The 23,731-nt window shown below is 46.5% G+C and carries 17 protein-coding genes and 1 tRNA gene; 11 read left to right on the top strand and 7 right to left on the bottom strand.

Annotation, left to right across the window (positions count from 1 at the left end):
• Position 1 precedes the first annotated feature (1 nt).
• Both NST58_RS26530 and NST58_RS26525 read left to right on the top strand, forming a co-directional pair.
• Positions 2-2,761: a collagen-like protein gene (locus NST58_RS26530; protein ID WP_339244707.1), complete on the top strand. Its 2,760-nt coding sequence runs from the start codon at positions 2-4 to the stop codon at positions 2,759-2,761.
• Positions 2,762-3,188: 427 nt separating this feature from the next.
• Positions 3,189-4,640: an exosporium glycoprotein BclB-related protein gene (locus NST58_RS26525; RefSeq protein WP_339244704.1), complete on the top strand. Its 1,452-nt coding sequence runs from the start codon at positions 3,189-3,191 to the stop codon at positions 4,638-4,640.
• A 73-nt stretch (positions 4,641-4,713) separates the two neighbouring features.
• On the opposite strand, the gene NST58_RS26520 is transcribed toward NST58_RS26525, so the two are convergent.
• The 6 genes from NST58_RS26520 to NST58_RS26495 all read right to left on the bottom strand — a co-directional run bounded on the left by NST58_RS26520 (position 4,714) and on the right by NST58_RS26495 (position 11,839).
• Positions 4,714-8,058 carry an SNF2 helicase associated domain-containing protein gene (locus NST58_RS26520; RefSeq protein WP_339244701.1) on the bottom strand — a complete coding sequence of 1,115 codons (3,345 nt, stop codon included), beginning with the start codon at positions 8,056-8,058 and terminating at the stop codon, positions 4,714-4,716.
• An 81-nt stretch (positions 8,059-8,139) separates the two neighbouring features.
• Positions 8,140-8,829, bottom strand: coding sequence for a TetR/AcrR family transcriptional regulator (locus NST58_RS26515; RefSeq protein WP_076279985.1), 690 nt, complete (start codon positions 8,827-8,829; stop codon positions 8,140-8,142).
• Between the two features lie 57 nt (positions 8,830-8,886).
• Entirely contained in the window at positions 8,887-9,936 is a 1,050-nt protein-coding gene (locus NST58_RS26510; protein WP_339244696.1) for an ABC transporter permease, read from the bottom strand.
• On the bottom strand, positions 9,933-10,664 hold the full coding sequence (locus tag NST58_RS26505; protein ID WP_076279987.1) for an ABC transporter ATP-binding protein: 732 nt from the start codon (positions 10,662-10,664) through the stop codon (positions 9,933-9,935). The genes NST58_RS26510 and NST58_RS26505 overlap by 4 nt, the downstream gene beginning before the upstream one ends.
• Positions 10,665-11,316: 652 nt before the next feature.
• On the bottom strand, positions 11,317-11,598 hold the full coding sequence (locus NST58_RS26500; RefSeq protein ID WP_339244694.1) for a hypothetical protein: 282 nt from the start codon (positions 11,596-11,598) through the stop codon (positions 11,317-11,319).
• A 25-nt stretch (positions 11,599-11,623) separates the two neighbouring features.
• The gene (locus tag NST58_RS26495; protein ID WP_339244692.1) at positions 11,624-11,839 is read right to left on the bottom strand and encodes a hypothetical protein; all 216 of its coding nucleotides are present in this window, start codon (positions 11,837-11,839) and stop codon (positions 11,624-11,626) included.
• 319 nt (positions 11,840-12,158) lie between these two features.
• Between NST58_RS26495 and NST58_RS26490 the strand changes: the two genes are divergently transcribed.
• From NST58_RS26490 to pstA, 4 genes are all read left to right on the top strand, one after another.
• A complete protein-coding gene (locus NST58_RS26490; protein WP_339244690.1) occupies positions 12,159-13,595 on the top strand; it encodes a stalk domain-containing protein in 1,437 nt (478 codons plus the stop codon).
• A 54-nt stretch (positions 13,596-13,649) separates the two neighbouring features.
• Entirely contained in the window at positions 13,650-14,510 is an 861-nt protein-coding gene (locus NST58_RS26485; protein WP_038573065.1) for a phosphate ABC transporter substrate-binding protein, read from the top strand.
• A gap of 82 nt (positions 14,511-14,592) precedes the next feature.
• The gene (pstC, locus tag NST58_RS26480) at positions 14,593-15,540 is read left to right on the top strand and encodes a phosphate ABC transporter permease subunit PstC (RefSeq protein ID WP_036685038.1); all 948 of its coding nucleotides are present in this window, start codon (positions 14,593-14,595) and stop codon (positions 15,538-15,540) included.
• Positions 15,537-16,418, top strand: coding sequence for a phosphate ABC transporter permease PstA (pstA, locus tag NST58_RS26475; protein WP_036685040.1), 882 nt, complete (start codon positions 15,537-15,539; stop codon positions 16,416-16,418). Before pstC ends, pstA begins: the two co-directional genes overlap by 4 nt.
• Positions 16,419-17,432: 1,014 nt before the next feature.
• Here pstA and NST58_RS26470 read toward each other — a convergent pair.
• Positions 17,433-17,506: transfer RNA gene (locus tag NST58_RS26470), tRNA-Arg, on the bottom strand.
• A gap of 279 nt (positions 17,507-17,785) precedes the next feature.
• On the opposite strand from NST58_RS26470, the gene NST58_RS26465 reads away from it, so the two are divergent.
• From NST58_RS26465 to ispG, 5 genes are all read left to right on the top strand, one after another.
• Positions 17,786-18,631 carry a hypothetical protein gene (locus tag NST58_RS26465; RefSeq protein ID WP_036685042.1) on the top strand — a complete coding sequence of 282 codons (846 nt, stop codon included), beginning with the start codon at positions 17,786-17,788 and terminating at the stop codon, positions 18,629-18,631.
• A 98-nt stretch (positions 18,632-18,729) separates the two neighbouring features.
• Positions 18,730-20,064 (top strand): trigger factor, encoded by a 1,335-nt coding sequence (tig, locus tag NST58_RS26460; RefSeq protein ID WP_076186119.1) that lies wholly within the window; start codon positions 18,730-18,732, stop codon positions 20,062-20,064.
• A gap of 385 nt (positions 20,065-20,449) precedes the next feature.
• Positions 20,450-21,040, top strand: a complete 591-nt coding sequence (gene clpP / locus NST58_RS26455) for an ATP-dependent Clp endopeptidase proteolytic subunit ClpP (protein WP_076129430.1) — start codon at positions 20,450-20,452, stop codon at positions 21,038-21,040.
• Positions 21,041-21,052: 12 nt separating this feature from the next.
• Positions 21,053-22,309 (top strand): ATP-dependent protease ATP-binding subunit ClpX, encoded by a 1,257-nt coding sequence (gene clpX, locus NST58_RS26450; RefSeq protein ID WP_036685052.1) that lies wholly within the window; start codon positions 21,053-21,055, stop codon positions 22,307-22,309.
• A gap of 112 nt (positions 22,310-22,421) precedes the next feature.
• Positions 22,422-23,549, top strand: coding sequence for a flavodoxin-dependent (E)-4-hydroxy-3-methylbut-2-enyl-diphosphate synthase (gene ispG / locus NST58_RS26445; protein WP_036685055.1), 1,128 nt, complete (start codon positions 22,422-22,424; stop codon positions 23,547-23,549).
• The last annotated feature ends 182 nt before the right edge of the window (positions 23,550-23,731 follow it).

Genomic DNA, 23,731 nt, shown 5'->3' with positions numbered 1-23,731 from the left:
ATTGAGTTATTTATCTACCGGACCGATAGACAATAGTATGGTAGGGGGTGTAAGACCTACTCAGCATGTTACTGTCAAAATTGATAACCGAAGTGACATTGATTCATCAATGGCTCTTGTTCAAGGATACTATATGGATGGGACAAGAACTTTATATGTCAGCGAGCTGATAAATGTAGCACCTAATGAAGTTATAACACGTGATTATTATGCCGATTTTGATGCGTTTGAATTTATTTTTACAACTACAAGTCTGGTAGATGATCCGATTCAAATCTCAGTATGGGGAAAAAATAGCGTTGGCCAGATTGTGACTGCCCATCGACTTGTACATGCAGAATTGCTTGGTGTAACGCAAGGGATAACTGGCGCGACCGGGGCGACTGGTGCAACGGGAGCGGATGGAGCAACAGGAGCAACGGGAGCAGACGGAGCAACGGGAGCGACCGGCGCAGGAGAGACTGGGGCGACAGGTGCAGATGGAGTAACTGGTGCAACCGGGGCGACGGGAGCGGATGGAGCAACTGGAGCGACTGGAGCAGGAGAGACTGGGGCAACAGGTGCCGATGGAGCTACAGGTGCAACTGGTGCAACCGGAGCGGATGGAGTAACGGGTGCTACCGGAGCAGGAGAGACTGGAGCTACAGGAGCAGACGGAGTAACTGGTGCGACTGGTGCAACGGGAGCAGACGGAGCAACGGGTGCTACCGGAGCAGGAGAGACAGGGGCAACAGGAGCCGATGGAGCTACAGGAGCAGACGGAGTAACTGGGGCGACTGGTGCAACGGGAGCAGACGGAGCAACCGGGGCGACCGGAGCAGGAGAGACTGGGGCGACTGGAGTCGATGGAGCAACTGGGGCGACTGGTGCAACGGGAGCAGACGGAGCAACGGGTGCAACAGGAGCGACCGGAGCAGGAGAGACAGGGGCAACAGGGGCGACAGGAGCAGACGGAGTAACTGGGGCGACTGGTGCAACCGGAGCGGATGGAGCAACAGGAGCAACGGGAGCGACCGGAGCAGATGGAGTGACTGGTGCGACTGGTGCAACGGGAGCTGACGGAGCAACGGGTGCTACCGGAGCGACCGGAGCAGGAGAGACAGGGGCGACCGGAGCAGATGGAGTGACTGGTGCGACTGGTGCAACGGGAGCAGACGGAGCAACGGGTGCTACCGGAGCGACCGGAGCAGGAGAGACAGGGGCGACCGGAGCAGATGGAGTGACTGGTGCGACTGGTGCAACGGGAGCCGATGGAGCAACGGGTGCAACAGGAGTGACCGGAGCAGGAGAGACTGGGGCAACAGGAGCAGATGGAGCTACAGGTGCAACAGGAGCAACGGGAGCAACGGGAGCAGACGGAGCAACTGGAGCGACTGGAGTCGATGGAGCAACTGGGGCGACTGGTGCAACGGGAGCAGACGGAGCAACGGGTGCTACCGGAGCGACCGGAGCAGGAGAGACTGGGGCGACAGGAGCCGATGGAGCTACAGGTGCAACTGGAGCAACGGGAGCAGACGGAGCAACGGGTGCTACAGGAGCGACCGGAGCAGGAGAGACAGGGGCAACAGGGGCGACAGGAGCAGACGGAGTAACTGGGGCGACTGGTGCAACTGGAGCAGGAGAGACTGGTGCGACTGGTGCTACGGGAGCAACGGGAGTAGACGGAGCAACGGGTGAAACAGGAGTGACCGGAGCGACTGGAGTAGCAGGAGCAACTGGAGCAACAGGAGCAACAGGAGTAGCTGGTGTAACCGGAGCAACGGGTGAAACAGGAGTAACCGGAGCGACTGGAGTAGCAGGAGCAACTGGAGCAACAGGAGTAGCTGGTGTAACTGGAGCAACGGGTGAAACAGGAGTAACCGGAGCAACAGGAGTAGCTGGTGTAACCGGAGCAACGGGTGAAGCTGGAGTGACCGGAGCGACTGGAGTAGCAGGAGCAACAGGAGCAACAGGAGTAGCTGGGGCAACCGGAGCAACGGGTGAAGCTGGAGCGACTGGAGCAACGGGAGTAGCAGGGGCAACAGGAGCAACAGGAGTAGCTGGTGTAACCGGAGCAACGGGTGAAACAGGAGTAACCGGAGCGACTGGAGTAGCAGGAGCAACTGGAGCAACAGGAGTAGCTGGTGTAACCGGAGCAACGGGTGAAGCTGGAGTGACCGGAGCGACTGGAGTAGCAGGAGCAACAGGAGTAGCTGGAGTAACAGGAGCGACTGGAATAGCTGGTGTAACCGGAGCTACCGGAGCTACCGGAGTAACTGGAGCAACAGGTCCGAATATTCAACAAGAAGGGTTTTCTGCTTTCAAACCCTCATTGGCAATTTCCACATCTACACAATTAACTGGCTGGACTGTGACAACACCTTTTTATGATAGCCCGTCTTTCGACGAAGTTGGTGGAAATTATACCATTCCGACAACTGGTAGATATTCGATTGAAGCGACTATCAATTATTCCACAACTGCCTCACTTTCTATCAGTCTTGGTGCTGGAGTTAATCCGGCTTTCGTAGTTCAGAGAACTTCTCCTACTGCAACAAATCTGGTAAGTGGGTTGTTCCCAGTACTTGATGTGAATGTAGCGCTTATATTAGATTTGAGAGCAATTTTGGGAAGTGGTACTGTGACGCTAGCTGGAGAATTTGCATTAACCGCAGGTGATGTGATTGGCTTGTTCTATGTGGCAAATGGTTTGACGGTTCCTTTGAATTTGGGTGGAGCGAACTCAGCAGGTATCGTCTGGTCTGTTCATGAATTAACTTAAGCTTATTTATCTTCAAGTTCAGTGTTTATAACAGGGGTAATTCGGTAGCCGTTAGTGTGGCTCTCGGGTTACCCTCTGTTTTGTTGGCATATGTTATAAGTCGACTGGAACGTTGCTTATTAGATTCTTATTCTATTAAACCATTACAGATTTTTAGCTTATTTTAATAAATCAAATATGTGTAATAGTAGTTTTTAAATGGATGTCCACACCTTAATTCAAAATAAGAATAATACTATAAAGAGCCAAAAAATATGAACTGATTTGTAGGCTCATAGATTATCAACTTAGAGCAGGGGGAGGAATGATTATAGATAAAACCCTAGTTTATACGTAACTCTTGAGGATAGTTTTGTTCAGGTGAGTTGATTTTCGAAATTCAAATAATACGAGTATTATAATTTCATAAAAAATGAGGTGTTGAAAATTGAGTCAACTATCTACTGGTCCCATAGAAAATAATCTGGTAGGCGGTGTAAGACCTACTCAGCTTGTTACTCTTAAAATTGTCAATCAGAGTGATGATACTCCGTCAACGGTTCAAGTCGAAGGCTATTATATGAATGGGACAAGAACTTTATATGTAAGTGAACAGGTTAATTTAGCTCCTAATCAAGTGGTTAATAGGGATTATTATGCAAACTTTGATTCATTTGAATTTCTATTCACAACACCTATTACGATTGATGATCCCATTCAAATTTCAGTTTGGGGGAAGAGTAGCACAGGTCAATTAGTGATTGCTCATCGCCTTGTCTACTCTGAATTATATGGAGAAAATATAGGAATTACAGGTGCTACTGGAGCTACTGGAGCTACAGGAAGCGTTGGTGCAACGGGAGCGACAGGCGCTGGCGTAACCGGAGCCACAGGTGCTGGAGCCACGGGAGCGACAGGAAGTGCAGGGGCAACGGGGGCGACAGGAAGTACTGGAGCAACGGGAGCAACAGGTGCTGGCGTAACGGGAGCGACAGGAAGTGCTGGAGCAACGGGGGCGACAGGAAGTACTGGCGAAACCGGAGCGACAGGTAGTGCTGGAGCAACGGGAGCAACAGGAAGTACTGGAGCAACGGGAGCGACAGGAACTGCTGGTGTAACGGGAGCGACAGGTGCTGGCGTAACCGGAGCAACAGGAACTGCTGGAGCAACGGGAGCAACGGGAGTAGCTGGTGTAACGGGAGCCACAGGAGTAGCTGGTGTAACCGGAGCAACAGGAACTGCTGGAGCAACGGGAGCGACAGGAACTGCTGGTGTAACGGGAGCGACAGGAACTGCTGGTGTAACTGGAGCGACAGGAAGTACTGGAGCAACGGGAGCAACAGGTGCTGGTGTAACTGGAGCAACAGGTGCTACTGGTTCAGGTGCAATTATTCCATATTCTTCTGGTCTTCCAGTAGCAATGACCACTGTATTAGGGGGGCTTTTGAATACTTCAAGTGCAGTTGGTTTTGGTAGCAGTGCAACTAATATCAGTATTACAGGCGGTACTATAGATCTCACCGGAGCGGCTGGAACCTTGCTGAACTTTGCGTTCTCGGTTCCTAGAACTGGAACGATTACGTCTATGGCAGCCTATTTCAGTGCGACAGCTTCCGTTAGTTTGGTGGGGTCTACGGTAACAATCACGGCTCAATTATACAGATCTACTACACCTAACAATACCTTCACAGCAGTACCTGGGGCTTTAGTTACGTTAAGTCCTCCGCTTACAGGATTAATTGCTCTTGGAACTATTAGCAGTGGTAATACCACAGGTTTGAGCATCCCTGTAACTGTGGGAGAACGCTTGTTGTTGGTCTTCACTTCGACGGTCACGGCTGGCATTGACGTTGCAACAACTGTTGCTGGCTATGCTAGTGCAGGAGTTACAATCGCATAATCTGAAGAAAAAGGGATATCCCGATAGCCCTATGGGCTGCAGGATATCCTGATTTTTTCTCCAACGTTGTTATTTAGATCATTAGAATCTCCCGGATGTCTTGCTCTGTGAGGGTAGACAAGCTTTCTTGACCTGGCTGGATGACCTCATCGATCAAGTTCTTTTTCTTCTGCTGCAGCTCATACATCTTGTCCTCTACGGTGCCTTGGGTGACGAGACGAATTACTTGCACTACATTTTTCTGCCCGATACGGTGAGCCCGATCCGCAGCTTGCTGCTCGACGGCAGGGTTCCACCAAAGATCGTAAAGGATTACAGTGTCTGCCCCAGTTAAGTTGAGCCCGGTCCCGCCGGCCTTTAAGGAGATTAAGAAAATATCACGCTCTCCTTCATTAAATTTATTACATAAATCTACTCGTTGAGAAACAGGCGTTTGACCATCTAAATAAAAGTATGGAATGCCCTGATATCCTAGTTCACGTCCAATCAGGCCGAGCATCTCTGTGAATTGTGAGAATACTAACATACGTTTACCCGAACTGCGACATTCTTCTATGATTTCGAGCAGCTGCTCGAATTTAGCAGAGCTTCCTTCATATCCATCGACAAAAAGAGCAGGGTGGCAGCACAATTGGCGCAGACGAGTTAGTCCCGCCAGAACTTTGATCCGATTATTATTGCCGAAGCTATCTTGGGTCAAATGCTTAAGCGCCTCTTTTTTCAAACGGGCGAGATAAGCTACATATAACTTTTTTTGCTCCGGCAGCAGTTCACATGCTTGTACGGATTCAATTTTGTCCGGAAGTTCCTTTAACACATCACTCTTTAAGCGCCGCAGCAAAAAGGGACGCGCCCGCTTCGCAACCGTTTCTCTTGGTAAATCATGAAAAGCTTTTTTGCCTGGAAACAACCCAGGGAACACGGTGCCGAAAATGGACCATAAATCTTCCAACGCATTCTCCACGGGAGTACCCGTAAGTGCAAAACGGTGCCGGGCTTGAAGCGCCATTACAGCTTGGGCTGTCTGTGTAGTATGGTTTTTTATAGTTTGTGCTTCATCGAGAATCAGGGTATGAAAAGACTTTTTAGCATACAGCTGAACATCTCTGCGAAGCAACGGATAAGAAGTGATGATTACATCAGCTTTTGCTGTATTTTTTAAAATCCGCCCGCGCTCAATTAGACTACCGTCTGCAATGACAGCTTTGATCTCTGGCGTGAATTTTTTAAGCTCATTAAGCCAGTTATAAGTGAGAGACGCAGGAGCGACAATTAGGGCAGGCAGTCCATTCTGGCGGATCTCTGGAAGTTCTGACAGGAGAAAAGCGATACTTTGCAGCGTTTTGCCTAACCCCATATCATCCGCCAAAATACCACCAAAACGGTAATGGGCCAACGTCTTCAACCACTGAAATCCATATTGTTGATAATCCCTTAGCACAGGAACCAGACTGTCAGGTATAGGAAAATCAAGATTCTCAGGATTCCGCATGTTCGCAAGTAACTTTTTAAAGGATCTGCCCAGCTTAATGGAGTCACTCTTAGCATCCGTGGAGGTCAAATGTAGCCCGCGAACAACGGGCAGAGAAAATTCCACCCCTTTGATCTCACCTTCCCGGATGCCTATATCATTCATAAAGGTAATGATTTCTTGAAGCTCCTCGCTCTCCAGCGGTAGCAGGGCCCCATCAGGCAAGCGGTAGTATCTGCGTTTTTCCTGCAGGGATTTCAGAACCATAACAATCTCAGCTTCTGGAATCCCGCCCATATCGAATTTAAAATCAAGCCAGTCCGTCTTTTCATTCCAACTAATGCTCACCTTTGGGGGTGTAGTGCTCGTGAACAGTCTTGCTTTGACTGCGGAGGTCGCATAGACCGAAAGCAGCGGTTCCAGCACCGGAATGGTATGGTACAAAAAATCGTACTCGCCCTCTTCGTCTGTCATAATGTATCCGCCCTCGGTTTTAGCGAAGGATTCGTGCTCCATCAGCTCCAAAATGCGGGCTTCTCCCTCCCCGTCTCGCAAAAGAATCAAATTCGTCCCGCGAACATGGGCTTTTTCATCTAAGGGATTGATCACAATGTCACCATATTGGAACTCTAGTCCGGCGAGCAGCCGATCTCTCACACGGTCCAGATAAAGTCTCGCGATAAGCCTATGTTGGACAATCCGATCCGCGATGGAATCGGCGATATGGACGTTGCCTAGCTTTTTCAGACCAGGAATAACCTTGTCCATAAAAGACTCCATTTGCTCGGGGGCAATATCGATGCCATTTCGGCGGGAGGAATCCAGCATTTTTTTCATTTCAGCAAGGCGTATGCATTCTTGAGGGGATAGCTTCAGCAACTTACCTTCCGATAGTACTATCCCGTAATCTTCTAAGACCGAAATCTGCTCAAGTCCTTGAATATCCAGATGATATCCATCCTCTTCTGCCTGTTCAAATTCAAAGCTGAGTGGAGGCGCCTCATTAGACACAAGGATGCCTTCGTACAGCACCTCTTCTTGTTGCAAAAATACCGAAGAGACCTCTGAAAGCGCAGGTTGAAGCGACTCCCAGAAAAAAGGAGGGACGGCCAGCAACCGATCTCCCCCAATACTCCCCCCATAAGGTGAGTAAGGAGTGACGTTATCGCGGTACATTTTTTCATTTAATACAATATCAATCAGCTTCTGTAGAACAACATTGTCTTCCTTCCGAAAGCTGTAAATGGCAGGATCATAGATAAAATGTTTCGAGAACTCAAAGGATTCTCCGCGGTGTACGCTTTCTAGAAATCCCCTTATTTTCTGAACAATATATAGACGTTTTGGACCGACTTTCATTTCTATACCCAGCATGGTGTGGCTGTAACTATAAGTGAACGGCTTGCATGTAAACTCTATATTTAGAGGAAGTCTGTTATCTACAAAAGCCCCCGTACCGCTAGGACGCGGTGTATGGTTGCTGAACATCCCCAGTAGGCTGCTCACGAGCTGTTGATCTCTGGACTTTCCCCCGTTGTCTTGCGCAGTATCTGTAAAAATACGTGGGGTTAGAATCTCAGTATCTTTTATAGAAGACAGGTGCGAAGTATCGGTAAGCTCTGAACGATCTCGGCCAGTTTTAAGGGCGTCAACGTTGATCAGCACAGCCGCGATATGTTTACAGAATGGCCCCCCATGGGAGTAGGCTGGACAATTACACTCTGCCTGGACATCCCCATCAATATCAATGACCACCATAACTTCATAGTCGATCGCCCCCTGAACAATGGCTTCATATCGAGAGCGGGGCAAATCTGGAATGGAGTCATTGTATTCTTCAACTTCAATTATATCGACACTTTCAGTTTGGTAATAAGCTAATCCTTTTTCAAAAATAGACTTGCCGCACAGCAGTTTGATTACCCGTTCTGATACACTAAAGCCCATAACATAATTCCTTCCTCATAACTTGATCTCGAAAAGTCCGAATTTAATATAGTACTTATGATAACAGAACGGGCGTGCGCATCAAATAGGGGGTGTTGCTTTACTTATTCCATGCATGATAAAAGCGATCGTCAGGTTGATTTCTTCCTCGTCGTTCCAGTCCTTATCTGGCTGCAGCAGCAAGCGATTCATCAAATAACCTACGACAGACGAGAGTGTGAAGCGTATAAGTGTGGGTGTAGGCACCTCGATGATTTCACCCTTTTCCTTAAAATGTTCAACAATATCAATCACGCGCTCCAGTATTTTGCTAAGAATATTCTCTACAAACTGCGCTCTAACTGTTGGCTGAAAAGGAATCTCCTGAATAAGAATCTTAAGAATTTTAAAATTCTTGCGGGCGAAATCCAGCCGATTGATCATAAATGCCCGCAGGAACTCCTCGAAGCTGTCGTAGGGCATATCGAGCACGCCGTTGAAATTCCGCAGCACAAAAGGCGCAAGCATGCGACTCATGGTAGGACCTACTATGGCAAGCAGCAGATCATTTTTAGTCTTGTAATAGCGAAAAATCGTTCCCTCCGCCACGCCCGCCTTCTGAGAAATTTCACTCGTGGATGTCGCAGAGTATCCTTTTTCGGAAAACACCTCAATCGCCGCTTGTAGAATAGAAATCTGCTTCGGTGTCAGTTTCTCGTCTTTGCCAAGGGTCAGCAGCTCTTCTATCCACTGCTCTTCTATATTTTGTTCCGTAGAAACTTCCTCTTTCATTACAATAACCCTCCATGCTTGATTCATTTTGTTTCAATGATAATAGCTTTTGTGAAGTTACATTTTGCGATGCTTGCGCAGTGCCAATACATTCAGCAGCATAAATAGCAGCGAAAATCCTATAAGTACATAGACATCCATTGCAATTGCGCTCCATCCTTTGCCACGGACCATAATGTTCATCAGAGCTTCTGATCCGTAATAGATCGGTGTAGCGAGGCCAACGCGCTGGAGCCACAGTGGAAGGGTATCGAGCGGGAATAATCCACTGAGGAAGATTTGTGGCACTATAATGAGTGGAATGAACTGAATCATCTGCAACTCATTGGCTGCAAAAGCCGACAGCAGTGTGCCCAACGTCAGCGCTGTCATCGATAGGAGTAATGTGATCAGCAACACGTAACCAAAGCTGCCTGTCATCATAATGCCAAGAATCTGTATGGAATACCATGAGATCAATAGCGCCTGAAAAACGGTAAATATGCCGAAACCACATACATACCCGATCACAATCTCCCATCTTTTCAATGGAGTCGAAAGTAGGCGTTCAAGCGTGCCTGTGGTTCGTTCCCTTAAGAAGGATACACCTGCAATCAAGAATACGAAAAAGAAAACAAATACGCCAATCATAATGGGACCGAAACGGTCGATCGTCTTCATATTCTCAGAACCGTAAAGATAGCTGATCTGCGGCTGTAATTGTTCCTTTGTACTTGGAAGAAGTTTTTGGGAGATTTGTTGCAGCGTCATGATTACTGCCTTATTGGCTGTAGGGTTGCTACCTTCTAACAGCACTTGAGGCGTAACTTGCGAATCTCCGGCGATTCCGTTCAAAGTGATCAAAGCGTCAATTTTTCCTTCTACTAAAGCGCCTTTTCCCAGCTCTGCGCTGGCATATTCTTTGATGGTGGCATTTTGTTCTTTTAACGCAGCTGACATATTTAGAGGTACACCGGACACACCGATTTTGGGTTCATAGGCGTCACCGTTGAAGACCAAGCTCATTAAGCTTAGAACGAGGAGTGGTGCAATGAACATTAATGCCATTGTTCTTTTATCATGAATGAATTGTCGCAAAATCCTTAAGGTGATCGCTCGGATTCTCATGAACGCACACCTCCATAATATAAAAAGGCTTCTTCAATAGAAGCTGAACCGGTGGCTTGCAGCAGTCCGGCAGGCGTGTCGGCGGCAAGTAGCTTGCCATCACGGATCATTCCGAGCCGGTCACATTTTTCAGCCTCATCCATGACATGCGTGGTCAGCACAATGGTGGTGCCTTTCTGGTTCAGAGCTTTTAGTTCTTTCCAGATGGATAGCCGCAATACCGGATCTATGCCAACTGTAGGTTCATCAAGAATAAGCAACGGCGGTTCATGCAGCAGCGCGATCGCCAATGATAAGCGGCGTTTCATCCCGCCGGAGTATTGGTCTACTCTTTTTCTTAAATGATCTTGTAAATTAACGATCTCCATTACGGCTGTGATGCGTTTGGAGCGTTGCTCCCCCTTTAGTCCATATAGCGCTGCAAAAAACTCCAGATTCTCCTTCGCGCTAAGCTCCGTGTACAAGGCATCAGACTGGGCCATATACCCAATCTGTTGCAGCATAGTCAGCTTCGGCATCGTCACGCCAAGTATTTTCACCTCGCCGGAGGTTACCTCATCGATACCTGTAAGCAGCTTCACTAATGTTGTTTTTCCTGAGCCCGATGGCCCTAGTATGCCAAAGGTTTCCGCACGTTCCACTTGAAGCGAAATATCCTCGAGCACCTGTTTCTCTCCAAACGCTTTCCCGACATGGCTCACTGAAATAACTGGAATCTCTGAACCCATGTTTATCTCCTCGATTCTGAATGTTCTGGGATACTTGCTTGAGTTGAAGATGTAGATGGTGTAGAAGGTGTAGATGGTGTAGATGGTGGTGAAGGTGTAGATGGTGGTGAAGGTGTAGATGGTGGTGATGGTGATGGTGATGGTGATGGTGATGGTGATGGTGATGGTGATGGTGATGGTGATGGTGATGGTGATGGTGATGGTGATGGTGATGGTGATGGTGGTGGTGATGGTGATGGTGATGGTGATGGTGATGGTGATGGTGTTGAACTGCATTGCGTTAAACACTCTAAGTACATAATGAGTGAGTACTCACTCATTACTCTGCATCAAAAGTTAGGAATTGTAAACCATATATTTTATACAAATGTATCCCACAGTATAAGCTTAATCCCGATTGAGGTTTGTTAATTCAACTTGTCCTTTTACTATGTATATAGAGATGATTTGAATGACAGGCAAAAGTGCCACTAAATAGTGTCAGTCCGCCTAAACTAGGTAATAGAAAGGCATAAATGCCCTTAAATGGCGTCGATCCACTTAAATCAGCTAAAAGAAAGGCATAAATGCCTCAAAATAGCACGGGTTTACCTAAACCAGACAAAAGAAGGGCATAAATGCCACTAAATAGGCATGATCTAGATAAATCAAGCTAAAGAACGGTATAAATCCCGCACAATGAGCTCAATCCGACTGAAGTCAGTAAAAGAACGGTATAAATCCCGCACAATGTACCCAATCCCGCTAAAGTTAGCAAAAGAACGGTATAAATCCCGCACAATGAGCCCGATCCTACTAAAGTCAGTAAAAGAACGGTATAAATCCCGTACAATGTACCCAATCCCGCTAAAGTTAGCAAAAGAACGGTATAAATCCCGCACAATGAGCCCAATCCCGCTAAAGTTAGCAAAAGAACGGTATAAATCCCGTACAATCAGCCGAATCTCCTACGATGCCCCTTACGCAGAAAGCGCCCCAACAGACCAGTTAGTTTTTAAATCGTAAGCAGCAGCCACATAATTGATAGCAGACTCTCGCCAGTAACAAGCTTCCCCCACCCGCCAAGCGATCTCCGTAATACGCTCCCCACCCGCCCAAGCGACCTCCGCAATATACTCCAAGTGCCCATCGACCTTAGCAACAAGCTTCTCCACGCACCCAAGCGAACTCCACATATACTCCACCCGCCCACCTCGGCAACAAGCTTCCCCCACCCGCCTGCAATCTCAAATTAGTCCCTACGTCTCACCAAATCCCAAACAATTCTCCAACTAAATAAGCTAGCCACACCAAGCACCTTTTTACGAAAAGAGGCTATTTTGCTCTTTAGTTCATTTGGTTTAGAGCAAGAAAATTGTTAAATGAGCTAATATACCTGATTTTTTTAAAAAAAGAATACTAGTTAATATTTCCATTACATTCCTCTGCAACAGAATTGACAATTGTAGACGAAAATGACATTAGCAGTTACCTATACGAAAAGGGTGAATCTAATTGAAAAACAGTAAATGGATTAGCGCAACGTTGGCTTCAGCACTTCTTGCAACAGTAGGCGTTGGAAGTGTATCTGCAGCTAGCACCGGCAGTAATGTAAAATCTGTAGCTACCAATCAAGTCGCTGCTGTTACAGCAGTTAAAGAAGGTACAACTACTTGGAATGTAAACGGAACGCCGATTGTGTTTAACACCATTAACAGTAGTGGTTACAAGCTTTACTCGCTGACTCAGGTAGCTGGTGAAATTGGGGCTAAGGTAGTACTGGGAACAAGCGGGTTTGAACTTAACGACAGCAAAGGACTACATAATGTGCAACTCAAAACAGGCTCAAAGAGCTATCAAGTAGATGGTAATTCCGAATCGTTCACAGTGGCTCCAGTGTTTTATAACGGTAAAACCTATGTAGAGCTGACTAAGTTAGTTATTGCATTAGGTGGAGAGCTGGATGCTGATGCTAGCACGATTTTGAGCTTTGCACGTCCGGAAGGATTGTTTGATACTTTGCACTGGACAGCAGCTGGTAACCTGATTGCGAACAAAGGTGATGCTGAAACTACTCAGCTTATCAAATTCAGTACAGAACCAGGTAACTATGAAGTGTTTTCGTCAAATGACAGTGCGGTGGACTTTGCAGTATCGCCGGATCAACAGTGGGGAGCTTTTAATGATGAGAAAGGTTTGCTGAATCTGATTAACTTGTCTAGCGGAGCTGTTAAAACACTAGGCACCGACAATAGCGTGAAGACAGATCTGGTTTGGTCCAAAGATGGGAAAAGCATTTATTTCATCCAAGGAGACAAGCAAGAAAAAATCGCTAAAATCTCAGTAGAGACTGGTGATGTTAAATCCGTTTTGGCTGACAAGGTTGAGAATAAATCCGAACTGCGCATTTCTGCTGACGAAAAAAGCGCCGTTTATATCGTTAATTTGACGGGTGTTGCAAAAAATGATGCAGACAGCACAGAAGATTCTCTTACGGTAGACTTTAGCTCGGCAGGAGAGCAGCTTTACAAGCTTGATCTGGCTACAAAAGATGCTAAACCAGCTGCATTAACAACCACAGCGGATAACAAGCTTTACCCAGAGATTTTGGCTGATGGAAATGTGGCATACCTGAGCGCAGATGCAGACGGCAATGCGAAGAATACCCTGAAGCTTGTAAAAGCGGACGCAACCAGCACTAATATTGCACTTGATATCGAAGTGAATTGGTCCACTGGCGTTAGCAATGGTTTGGTAGTGGCAGGTACTACGGCAGACGGAAGCACAGTGATCTATTCTATCGATGGTAGTGGTGCAAAGACCGAACTGTTCCGTACGACTGAAGATGTATCTGAAGTATCTGTATCTAAAGACGGATGCAAGCTTGCGATTGTGAGTGGCGACAGCGTATGGGTTATCCAAGACGGTAAAGGGCTGCAACTGACTAAATAATTATTATTCCAAACATATTTTAACGGCCTAGAGCCGAGAGGAGAAAATAGTACAATGAAAATCTTCAAGAAATTAACAGTAACGGCTTTAACAGCCGTAATCGCGGTAACCGCATCTTTTGCAGGGATTGCAGCAGCAGCAGATTCACTTAGTGGCAAAATCACCGTTAACGGTTCAACCGCACTTCTTCCATTGACCTTGCAAGCGGCAAAAGAATTCCAAAAGCTGCACCCTAAAGTGAAAATCGCAGCATCTGGTAAAGGTTCTGTAACTGGACCACAAGCTGTGAAAAAAGGCATCGCTGATATCGGCGCTTGCGACTGGGATGCTAGCATCGACGTACCAGGCTTCAAAGCTTTTGACGGACAGGTAGCGAACAAAGTGGCTGTCATTCCTTTTGCAACGATCGTAAACAAAAATGTGGGTGTAGATAACCTTACAACAGAACAACTTAAAGGCATTTTCGCTGGCAAAATCACCAACTGGAAAGAAGTAGGCGGCGCAGATGCAGATATCGTTGTCATCACTCGCTCATTCGGTTCTGGTACCCGCGTTAACTATCAAGCTAAAGCCTTGGATGGCGGAGATATCGTTAAAAAAGCTAAGAACTACAAAGAAACAGGTTCATCCGGCGACATGAAAACAGCAGTAGGAACAACTCCTAACTCCATCGGTTATATCGACCTTGTTTATGTAAGTGGCGACGTAAAAGCAGTGAAACACAACGGTATCGCAGCTACTACAGACAACGTAATTAACGGTTCTTATAAGATTTGGGCTTATGGTTACTACATGACTAAAGGCCAACCTACTGGTGCAACTAAAGAATTTATCGAATACGTACAAAGCAAAAAGTTCCAACAAGGTTCTCTGAAAAAGCTTAAATTCATTCCGATCGCAGCAATGAAGGGTTAATAACATCTGAAGGTCATATTGAACGGTAACAGCGGCCAGCCCCGATTTTGATACGGGGTTGGCCGCTTACAGGAGGGAAAGTATGGGGGCACCAGTCCACAACCTGGCAACTAAGGTTAAGGAGGGCGTTACAGAAGTTAGCGCCAACTCCAAACGTCACAGTAGACATATGTTTAGCAACCGATTATTCCGCTTTTATTTCTTATTCAGCATTCTTGCACTTTGCTTCGTGCTTGGACTTGTAATTCTATTTATCGGCAAAACGGCGCTGCTTCTGTTTGGTCATCTCTCGCCTGCGGACTTTTTCTTTTCTTTTAACTGGACGCCTGAAGAGGACTCCTTTGGGGCTGCTGCCTTCATTGTAAATACACTTTCACTGACGGCTTTGACCCTGCTGATCGCAGTACCTATTTCTGTGGGTATGGCCGTGCTCTGTGCGGAAATTGCTCCAAAGTGGATGAAGACCTTCATTCGCCCGGTGCTCGATTTGCTCGTTGGTATTCCTTCTATAGTATATGGTTATTTAGGCTTAACGGTATTACTTCCTTTTCTGCGTAGAGTTAGTGGGGAGAGCTTGGGCGATGGATTACTGGCTGCGGCCCTCGTGCTCGCATTAATGGTCCTGCCAACAATTTGCCGAATCAGTGATGATGCTATTGTCGCTGTTCCACGCAAATATCGGGATGCTGCGTACGCTCTTGGATCTACCCGTTTGCAAGTTATTATGCGTGTTGTTTTGCCTGCTGCTAGCAGAGGAATTATCTCCGCGGTCATTCTCGGGATGACTCGTGCTGTGGGGGAGACAATGGCTGTAGTTATGGTTATCGGAAACACACCACAGTTGGCAAAAACCTTATTTACACCTGCCTCGGTCTTGACTAGTAACATCGTTATGCAAATCTCGAATGTAGAGTTTGAGTCAACCTGGAATTATGCCCTACATATGATGGCCTTTCTTCTGCTGGTGATCTCATTTGTACTGATTCTGATCATCCGCGTGCTGGGTAGAAAAAGGAGGGATGCAGCGTGAACGGATTCGCAAGTACAAAGCATACAGCGCGTGCTCAGAGACGCAATAAGCTCGCGACTATTGGGTTTTATACGCTTGGGGCTTTAGTCATGCTGCTAATCTTCTGGCTGCTCTTCACGATTCTTAGTAAAGGTCTGCCAGCGCTGCGGCCTGACTTCCTGATTAAACAGCCTGAAGAGATTGACGTAGGTGGCGGGATCGGTCCTGTACTTTTCAACTCTTTTTATATTTTGTTCATCTCGCTGCTTATTTCCGTCCCTATCGGTTTAGGTGCGGGGATTTATATGGCGGAGTATGCTCCGGATAATGCTTTTACAGGCGGCCTGCGTATATGTGTAGAAGCTCTCTCTTCGGTTCCTTCAATTGTATTTGGTATGCTTGGACTTGCGATATTTGCTGAATATTTTGGAATCGGCCTGACGATTCTTGGCGGTGGGGTAAGCTTGGCGCTTTTGAATCTGCCTATGCTTGCACGTGTGACGGAGGAAGCGGTTCGTGCTGTTCCTGGGGAGATGCGTGAAGCTGGATATGCACTGGGCATGACTAAATTCCATGTGATCCGCACAGTAGTTCTACCCGTTGCAATGTCAGCCATTGTTACTGGGATTTGTCTCGTTGCTGGGCGCGCCTTCGGGGAGTCTGCGGTTATTATCCTTACCGCAGGCCTCAGTACCTCGGGCGAAATGTGGGACTTTAATCTGTTCTCGCCGGGAGAAACCCTAGCAGTGCATCTATGGTATGTACAATCTGAAGCAATTGTAGAAGATGCGCGGCAAATCGCTGACAAATCAGCAGCCGTACTCGTATTTGTAGTTCTGTTTATTAACTTTGCCTTCCGTTTTCCGCTCTGGCTCGGAAATCGTCGCAAAGGGCGCTGATTCCGCTAATATAGGAAGACATGCATAAAAAACTGTCTCTCGGCGAGAAATCGCCGTGAACAGTTTTTTTATTCCCGATTAAATAAGCAAAGGTACTCTCATCCTTCGATAAAATTACTAATGCGCGTGTCTTTTGAGTAATTGGATTGGCCACGCTTAGCTTATAAAAAACTGAAAAAATCCCCATATTTAAAAATCAGAAATGGGAATTTGAAGATTAATAGTCGATGAGTGGTGAGTGGTGAGTAGTGAGTAGTGAGTGGTGAGTAGTGAGTAGTGAGTAGTGAGTAGTGAGTAGTGAGTAGTGAGCGATGAGTGGTGAGTAATGAGTAGAGAGTGATGAGTGGTGAGTGAGTAATGGTGATAAGAGTGGTTTTTAATTGCACTTTATGCACTTATTTTTAAGGGGGATAGGTTTGTTTGGGTTTAATTGCACTTTGTGCAGTTAAAAATGGTGAAAAGGCCATTCTAGGCGTAAATCTGAGAATATAAGTGTATGAATTGCAATTAAAGCGAGTTTTGGAGGTAAAAGGGTACTTTTAGTTGCAGAAAATGCAATTAGATAGCATGTAGCGGCGTTTCTCCGGAAAATTAGCCGTAATGTTCTAATGCGGCGGGGGATGATGTGGAACTGACTCATAAAAACTGATCAACGATTGCTAAGCTTCACAGAACCCTGAGCCCCAATGAGTTCTAAGGGTGACCAAGTCCGAGCGAGCATCAAAAGTTAAGCTCCATCGACTCTAGCCCGACGAGGCATGGGTTTTCACTGAATTCTAAGCTTCGAATGCTAAGCTCTATCGGATCCTGAGCTCCGACGAGGCTAAGTTTTCATCAGGCTCTGAGCTTCGAATCCGAACTCCATGAACCCCTGAGACTCAACTAATCCAGAGCCGCGAATCTTTAAGCTCAGTCATTCAGTCGTCTATTCGTCCCAGTGACTCCCTGAGCTCCGCCCAACCCCTCCCCTGAACACAGAAACAGCCTTCCCGAAGGAAGGCTGTTTCTATATGACGTCCCGGAAGGGATTCGAACCCCCGACCGTGCGCTTAGAAGGCGCATGCTCTATCCAGCTGAGCTACCGGGACATGGTTGCTGGCAGAAAAGCAAGCAGGGATTATCATATCATATGGGGTGTTTTTTTTCAAGCTGTTTTTTAAAAAGAGTACGGGGTATGCTATAATCTACAATTATTAAGTTTCGGAAGAAGCTTAAGGTATTAATAACTTTTATAATGGTTAGGATTCCATTCACATAAGTAGACATAAGGAGGTGCCCTCATTAAACATTCGGATTCCCCCGCCACCAAAGAGAATATCGTCCTTTTCCCCAAGACACTGGACTATTATCAAATCCAGCTGACGGTGATGCTGGAAAGTGAACGCTACGGGGAAGCGATGGAGCTGCTTCGTTTTTTGCTGCAGTGTCAAGGACAGGAAGAGCGAAATTACGAGGAATGGCGGTCCCTGCTGGAATGGCTCGAAACGGCATTTCCTTACGCGTCCCAGAATGGAGATGCGGAGGGAGCTGTTCACCCCGAAGACGAAGATTTAAGGGAAGAGGATATGGCCCGCTTTTTGGCCAAATCTAAAATGAACGAGGATACGGGGTATCCCAAAAAGCTGCTGCAGCGGGTGATGAACGAGCCTCTGTCTGAGGCGACAATACTTGCACTAGAGCAGCTATCCTATCTAGAAGGTGGCGGCGTTGACGAGGAGCTGACCACTTGGCTACAGGGGGATAATGTTCATCCACTGCTGCAATTTCGGACCTTGCAGACGCTTAAGCGGCGTGGGATGCAGGGAACAGTGAAGCTGATTCGCGGACATGAAAAGGTACTTGTAGAGATCGAGAGCGTGCCACTGCAGACGGAGGATTTTCCTCCGCAGGTGAGTCATGTGCTGGAGCGGGTAGCCGGGCAGGCCGAGGTGCATGAGCCTACGCTGTATTATTTTGCACAAGAGCTCTGGGGCCAGTTCATCATGTCGATTTATGGGTCGGATGAATATCGGAAATTGCTGGAAGGCGAAGACGTTTTGCTGGATATTTGGGCAGGAGCGTTGCACCAATTTGTTTCTGAGAGTTTAAACGGCTCCCGACAAGAGGAAGAGACACGTGGAATGTATGGCATCACAGACGGCATGCGCTTTCAATTTGAGGGAGCTTATCGTGCTCTCAAGGGTTTTGTAAAGACTTCTCTACTTGATAAATAAAGTAATGTTGTATATAATATAATGGTTATTCTGTGCGTGGATTGTATCATTATTTGAAGTAAACTTGTGAACCTATATTTTGGAGGGAAAAGTATAATATGAAAGCAACATGGGAAAAAATAGAGAAGAACCTTGGAGTTCTTGAAGTAGAAGTAGACGCAGAACGCGTAACAGCAGCACTTGATAAAGCTTTTAACAAAGTCGTTAAAAAAGCTAACGTACCAGGCTTCCGTAAAGGTAAAGTACCTCGGCCGATCTTTGAATCCCGTTTTGGTGTAGAAAGCTTGTACCAAGATGCAATCGACATTCTTCTTCCTGAAGCTTACGGTGAAGCAGTTGAACAAACTGACATCTTCCCTGTAGACCGTCCTGAAGTTGATATTGAGCAATTTGCTAAAGGCCAATCCTTTATCTTCAAAGCGAAGATCACGGTTAAACCTGAAGTGAAGCTCGGCGATTACAAAGGTCTGGAAGTTCCAGTACAAAAAGCTGAAGTGACTGAAGAAGAGTTGAGTGCTGAACTTGCTCGTCTGCAAGAACGTCATGCTGAGCTTGTAGTAGTTGAAGAAGAAGCAGCAGCTAACGGCGACATCGCTGTAATCGATTTTGACGGATATGTTGATGATGTACCGTTTGAAGGCGGAAAAGCTGAACGTCACTCTCTTGAGCTTGGCAGCAACTCCTTCATTCCAGGATTCGAAGAGCAAGTGGTAGGAATGGCTACTGGAGATTTCAAAGATGTTGAAGTTACTTTCCCTGATGAATACCATGCAGAGAACCTTGCGGGTAAAAAAGCAGTATTCAAAGTGAAGCTGCACGAAATCAAACGCAAACAACTTCCTGCATTGGATGATGAGTTCGCTAAAGATGTAAGTGAATTCGAAACTTTGGATGAGTACAAAGCAGATTTGAAGGCTCAACTCGAATCCCGTAAAGAGGAAGAACTGAAAGGCCTTCGTGAGAATGCAGTTGTTGATAAAGCAGCAGCTAACGCTGAAGTTGAAATCCCTGAAGCTATGATCAACAGTGAAGTTGAGAATATGGTTCGTGACTTCGACACTCGTCTTCGTCAACAAGGCATGAACATGGATATGTTCCTTAGCTTCTCCGGCCAAACTCGTGAAGACTTGCAGAACCAAATGAAAGGCGATGCTGAAAAACGCGTTCGCAACAACCTGGTATTGGAAGTTATCGCAAAACAAGAGAACATTGAAGTTTCCGAAGAAGAAGTTAACGAAGAGTTGGCTACTATGGCTGAAGCTTACAAACGTACTCCAGAAGAAATCCGCAGCATCTTGGCAGCTAACGGTTCACTGGGCAGCTTGAGCGAAGAGCTTTCGTTGCGTAAAACCATTGATTTCCTTGTTAGCAATAGTGTAGAAGTTGAAGCAGCAGAAGAAGCACCAGCTGCTGAAGACACTAAAGCTGAGTAGGATATTTTAAAATTATAAGAAGGTATAAGTTTCACTTTATACTTTATTCTTATAATTCTCGCATAAACGCTTACCGTCCTTAAAAGGACGCCGAAGGCGTTTTAGCTTGACACTACCTAGAACGGCCAGTTACACGGCCTCCATACAGATATGATAAGGCACGTAAGTTTCGTTACGTGCCTTATTTTTATCCTCGGCCGCAAATATATGTGACTACATAGGTATCCGTATGAACGTATGGCAATAAGGTAATAGGGGCGGTAACGTCACAATTCACAAGCAGCGGACTGTCCACTGTAGTGAAAAAATGACATCGCGCCGTGAACGTGTTAAAATATTTCTGAAACGATAAGACTAATCTGTACAGAGAAAAGAGGTTGGTGGCATGAGTCTGGTACCAATGGTTGTGGAATCAACAAGTCGTGGAGAACGTTCGTACGATATCTATTCCAGATTGCTCAAGGATCGCATCATTTTCTTAAGCAGTGCGATTGACGATGATGTCGCCAATCTGGTTATTGCTCAATTGCTGTTTTTGGCAGCAGATGATCCCGAGAAGGACATTCACTTGTACCTCAACTCACCCGGTGGTTCAGTAACAGCCGGCATGGGTATATACGATACGATGCAATATATCAAACCGGATGTTTCAACCATTTGTGTAGGGATGGCAGCAAGCATGGGATCGCTCCTTCTAACAGCTGGGGCTCCGGGCAAAAGATATGCGCTGACCAACAGCGAAGTTATGATTCATCAACCGCTCGGCGGTGTTCAAGGTCAAGCGTCTGATATTTGGATTCACACTGACTGGATCCTCAAGACGAGACAGAAGCTGAATCAAATTTATGTAGATCGCACAGGTCAGCCCCTTGAAAAAATCGAACGGGACACAGACCGCGATAACTTCATGAGCGCGGAAGAAGCCAAGGAATATGGGCTTATTGACCAGGTTCTTTCTTCACCGATGAAATCTTAAAGGGGTGGTTAGATGTTTAAATTTAATGATGAAAAAGGGCAATTGAAATGTTCTTTTTGCGGTAAATCACAAGAGCAGGTTCGTAAGCTTGTAGCAGGACCGGGCGTTTATATATGTGACGAATGTATCGAGCTTTGCACGGAAATTGTGGAAGAAGAGCTCGGTCATGAGGAAGAGCTTGATCTGAAGGACATTCCAAAACCAAAGGAAATTCGTGATATTTTGGATCAATATGTAATCGGTCAAGAGCAAGCGAAGAAATCTCTTTCTGTAGCGGTTTATAACCACTACAAGCGCGTGAACAGCCAAAGCAAGATCGAAGATGTTGAGCTGACGAAGAGTAATATCCTTTTGCTCGGTCCAACAGGTTCTGGTAAAACCTTGTTAGCACAAACGATGGCGAAGATTATCAACGTTCCTTTTGCTATTGCAGACGCTACTTCCTTAACGGAAGCTGGTTATGTTGGCGAGGATGTTGAGAACATTCTGCTCAAACTCATTCAAGCTGCAGATTACGATGTGGAGAAAGCCGAACGCGGCATTATCTATATTGATGAAATTGATAAAGTAGCACGTAAATCCGAGAATCCGTCCATTACTCGTGACGTTTCCGGCGAAGGTGTACAGCAAGCGCTTCTGAAGATTCTGGAAGGAACTGTTGCTTCTGTGCCTCCGCAGGGCGGACGTAAGCATCCTCACCAGGAGTTTATTCAGATCGACACGACGAACATCCTGTTCATCGTTGGCGGTGCCTTTGACGGTCTGGAGCAAATGATTAAACGCCGTATCGGTAAAAAAATCATTGGCTTCAACGCAGCAGTTGAAGGACAAAAGGATCTTAAGCCTGGCGAATATTTGTCGATGGTATTGCCTGAAGATTTGCTCAAATTCGGTCTTATTCCTGAGTTTGTAGGCCGTCTGCCAGTCATCTCGACTTTGGAGCCGCTTGATGAGAATACGCTTGTACGTATCCTTTCCGAGCCTAAGAATGCACTCACTAAACAATATATTAAGCTGCTGGAAATGGACAACGTAGCGTTGAAGTTCGAACCATTGGCACTCGAAGCAATTGCCAAGGAAGCGATCAAACGTAATACGGGAGCCCGTGGACTGCGCGCGATTATTGAGAGTATCATGCTCGATGTGATGTATGAAGTTCCTTCACGCGATGATATTAAGGATTGTGTGATCACGGAACAGGTCGTTCAGGAGAAAGCTTTGCCTGAGCTCAACCTTAAGAAAGACAAGAAGAAAGAGGAAAGCGCGTAAGCCGCTTTTCCTTAACAATACATGTCACAGTCTCCACCTTTCTTCCGCTTATCCCGCTTCACATTAGCGGGAGCGAAGGGGTGGAGCTTTGGCGTTATGGGGGAGAAAAATCATGTTCTTGAGACACCAAACCCGTCCTGTCAATGTTGGCGGGCTCATTATTGGGGGAAACAACGAGGTTGCGATTCAAAGCATGTGTACAACCAAAACCGCTGATGTGGAGGCTACTGTAGCTGAAATATTGCGGCTTGAGGAAGCAGGCTGCCAGCTAGTACGCGTAACTGTCAACAATGAAGAGGCGGCTGCCGCAATCAAGGAGATCAAGAAACAGATTCATATCCCACTCGTAGCGGATATTCATTTCAACTATAAGCTAGCGTTGATGGCTATCGAGAACGGCATCGATAAGGTACGGATTAATCCGGGGAACATTGGTCGTCGCGAAAAGGTAGAAGCGGTAGTTAAAGCATGTAAAGAAAAAGGAATTCCGATTCGGATTGGTGTAAACGCCGGTTCTTTGGAGAATCACCTTTTGGAAAAATACGGATACCCAACCCCAGAAGCTATGGTAGAAAGTGCGTTATACCATATTGGTATTCTGGAGGAACTGGATTTCCACGACATTATCGTTTCTCTAAAAGCATCCGATGTGCCAATGGCCATCGAAGCTTACCGTCAGGCTGCGGAAGTCATCCCTTATCCACTGCACTTGGGGATTACAGAATCTGGCACATTGTTTGCTGGTACAGTGAAGAGCTCCGCAGGTATTGGTGCACTGCTCTCTATGGGCATCGGCAGCACACTGCGTATCTCGCTTAGTGCCGATCCAGTTGAAGAGGTTAAGGTGGCGCGTGAGCTGCTGAAGACGTTTGGTCTGATCTCTAACGCGGCGACGCTGATCTCATGTCCAACTTGCGGCCGACTGGATATCGATCTTTTCTCCATCGCTAATGAGGTGGAAGAATACATTTCGAAGCTTAAGGTGCCTATTAAAGTTTCTGTCCTTGGCTGTGCTGTTAACGGTCCTGGTGAAGCACGTGAAGCAGATATCGGTATTGCTGGCGCTCGTGGGGAAGGTTTGCTTTTCCGCTACGGACAAATGATCCGTAAAGTGCCTGAAGCTGAACTCGTGAACGAGCTGAAGAAGGAAATTGATGCGATTGTGGTGGCTTACGAGGCAACGGGCGAAATCCCAGGCCGCGCCCACGCTAACCTTGCACCTCCGGTGCAATCGAAGTAACTTGGTTTGAATGGTATTTATAAAGAAATTTTCAATCTCATAATATTATAAACACTTCTTAGCATCGTATAGTAATTTTGGGCGACGTTAGGTAAGTAGTGATCTAAGTGGCGAAGAACGTCCTGTGCAGTTCCGGTATATCCGGGGCTCATGGGGCGTTTTTTTTTGCGTTTATTTCCTAT

Origin of the sequence: Paenibacillus sp. FSL R10-2796, from assembly GCF_037965315.1 — a bacterium.
GTDB lineage: Bacteria > Bacillota > Bacilli > Paenibacillales > Paenibacillaceae > Paenibacillus_AQ > Paenibacillus_AQ odorifer.
The sequence above is the reverse complement of the archived record's forward strand: the minus strand, read 5'-3'. Positions and strand labels throughout refer to the sequence as shown.

What these genes read in the sequence shown, in the direction of transcription:
- NST58_RS26520 (WP_339244701.1), bottom strand. Translation starts at nt 8,058, where the DNA reads ATGGGCTTTAGTGTATCAGAACGGGTAATCAAACTGCTGTGCGGCAAG.
- NST58_RS26515 (WP_076279985.1), bottom strand. Translation starts at nt 8,829, where the DNA reads ATGAAAGAGGAAGTTTCTACGGAACAAAATATAGAAGAGCAGTGGATA.
- NST58_RS26510 (WP_339244696.1), bottom strand. Translation starts at nt 9,936, where the DNA reads ATGAGAATCCGAGCGATCACCTTAAGGATTTTGCGACAATTCATTCAT.
- NST58_RS26505 (WP_076279987.1), bottom strand. Translation starts at nt 10,664, where the DNA reads ATGGGTTCAGAGATTCCAGTTATTTCAGTGAGCCATGTCGGGAAAGCG.
- NST58_RS26495 (WP_339244692.1), bottom strand. Translation starts at nt 11,839, where the DNA reads ATGTGGAGTTCGCTTGGGTGCGTGGAGAAGCTTGTTGCTAAGGTCGAT.
- NST58_RS26485 (WP_038573065.1), top strand. Translation starts at nt 13,650, where the DNA reads ATGAAAATCTTCAAGAAATTAACAGTAACGGCTTTAACAGCCGTAATC.
- pstC (WP_036685038.1), top strand. Translation starts at nt 14,593, where the DNA reads ATGGGGGCACCAGTCCACAACCTGGCAACTAAGGTTAAGGAGGGCGTT.
- NST58_RS26465 (WP_036685042.1), top strand. Translation starts at nt 17,786, where the DNA reads ATGCTGGAAAGTGAACGCTACGGGGAAGCGATGGAGCTGCTTCGTTTT.
- tig (WP_076186119.1), top strand. Translation starts at nt 18,730, where the DNA reads ATGAAAGCAACATGGGAAAAAATAGAGAAGAACCTTGGAGTTCTTGAA.
- clpP (WP_076129430.1), top strand. Translation starts at nt 20,450, where the DNA reads ATGAGTCTGGTACCAATGGTTGTGGAATCAACAAGTCGTGGAGAACGT.
- clpX (WP_036685052.1), top strand. Translation starts at nt 21,053, where the DNA reads ATGTTTAAATTTAATGATGAAAAAGGGCAATTGAAATGTTCTTTTTGC.
- ispG (WP_036685055.1), top strand. Translation starts at nt 22,422, where the DNA reads ATGTTCTTGAGACACCAAACCCGTCCTGTCAATGTTGGCGGGCTCATT.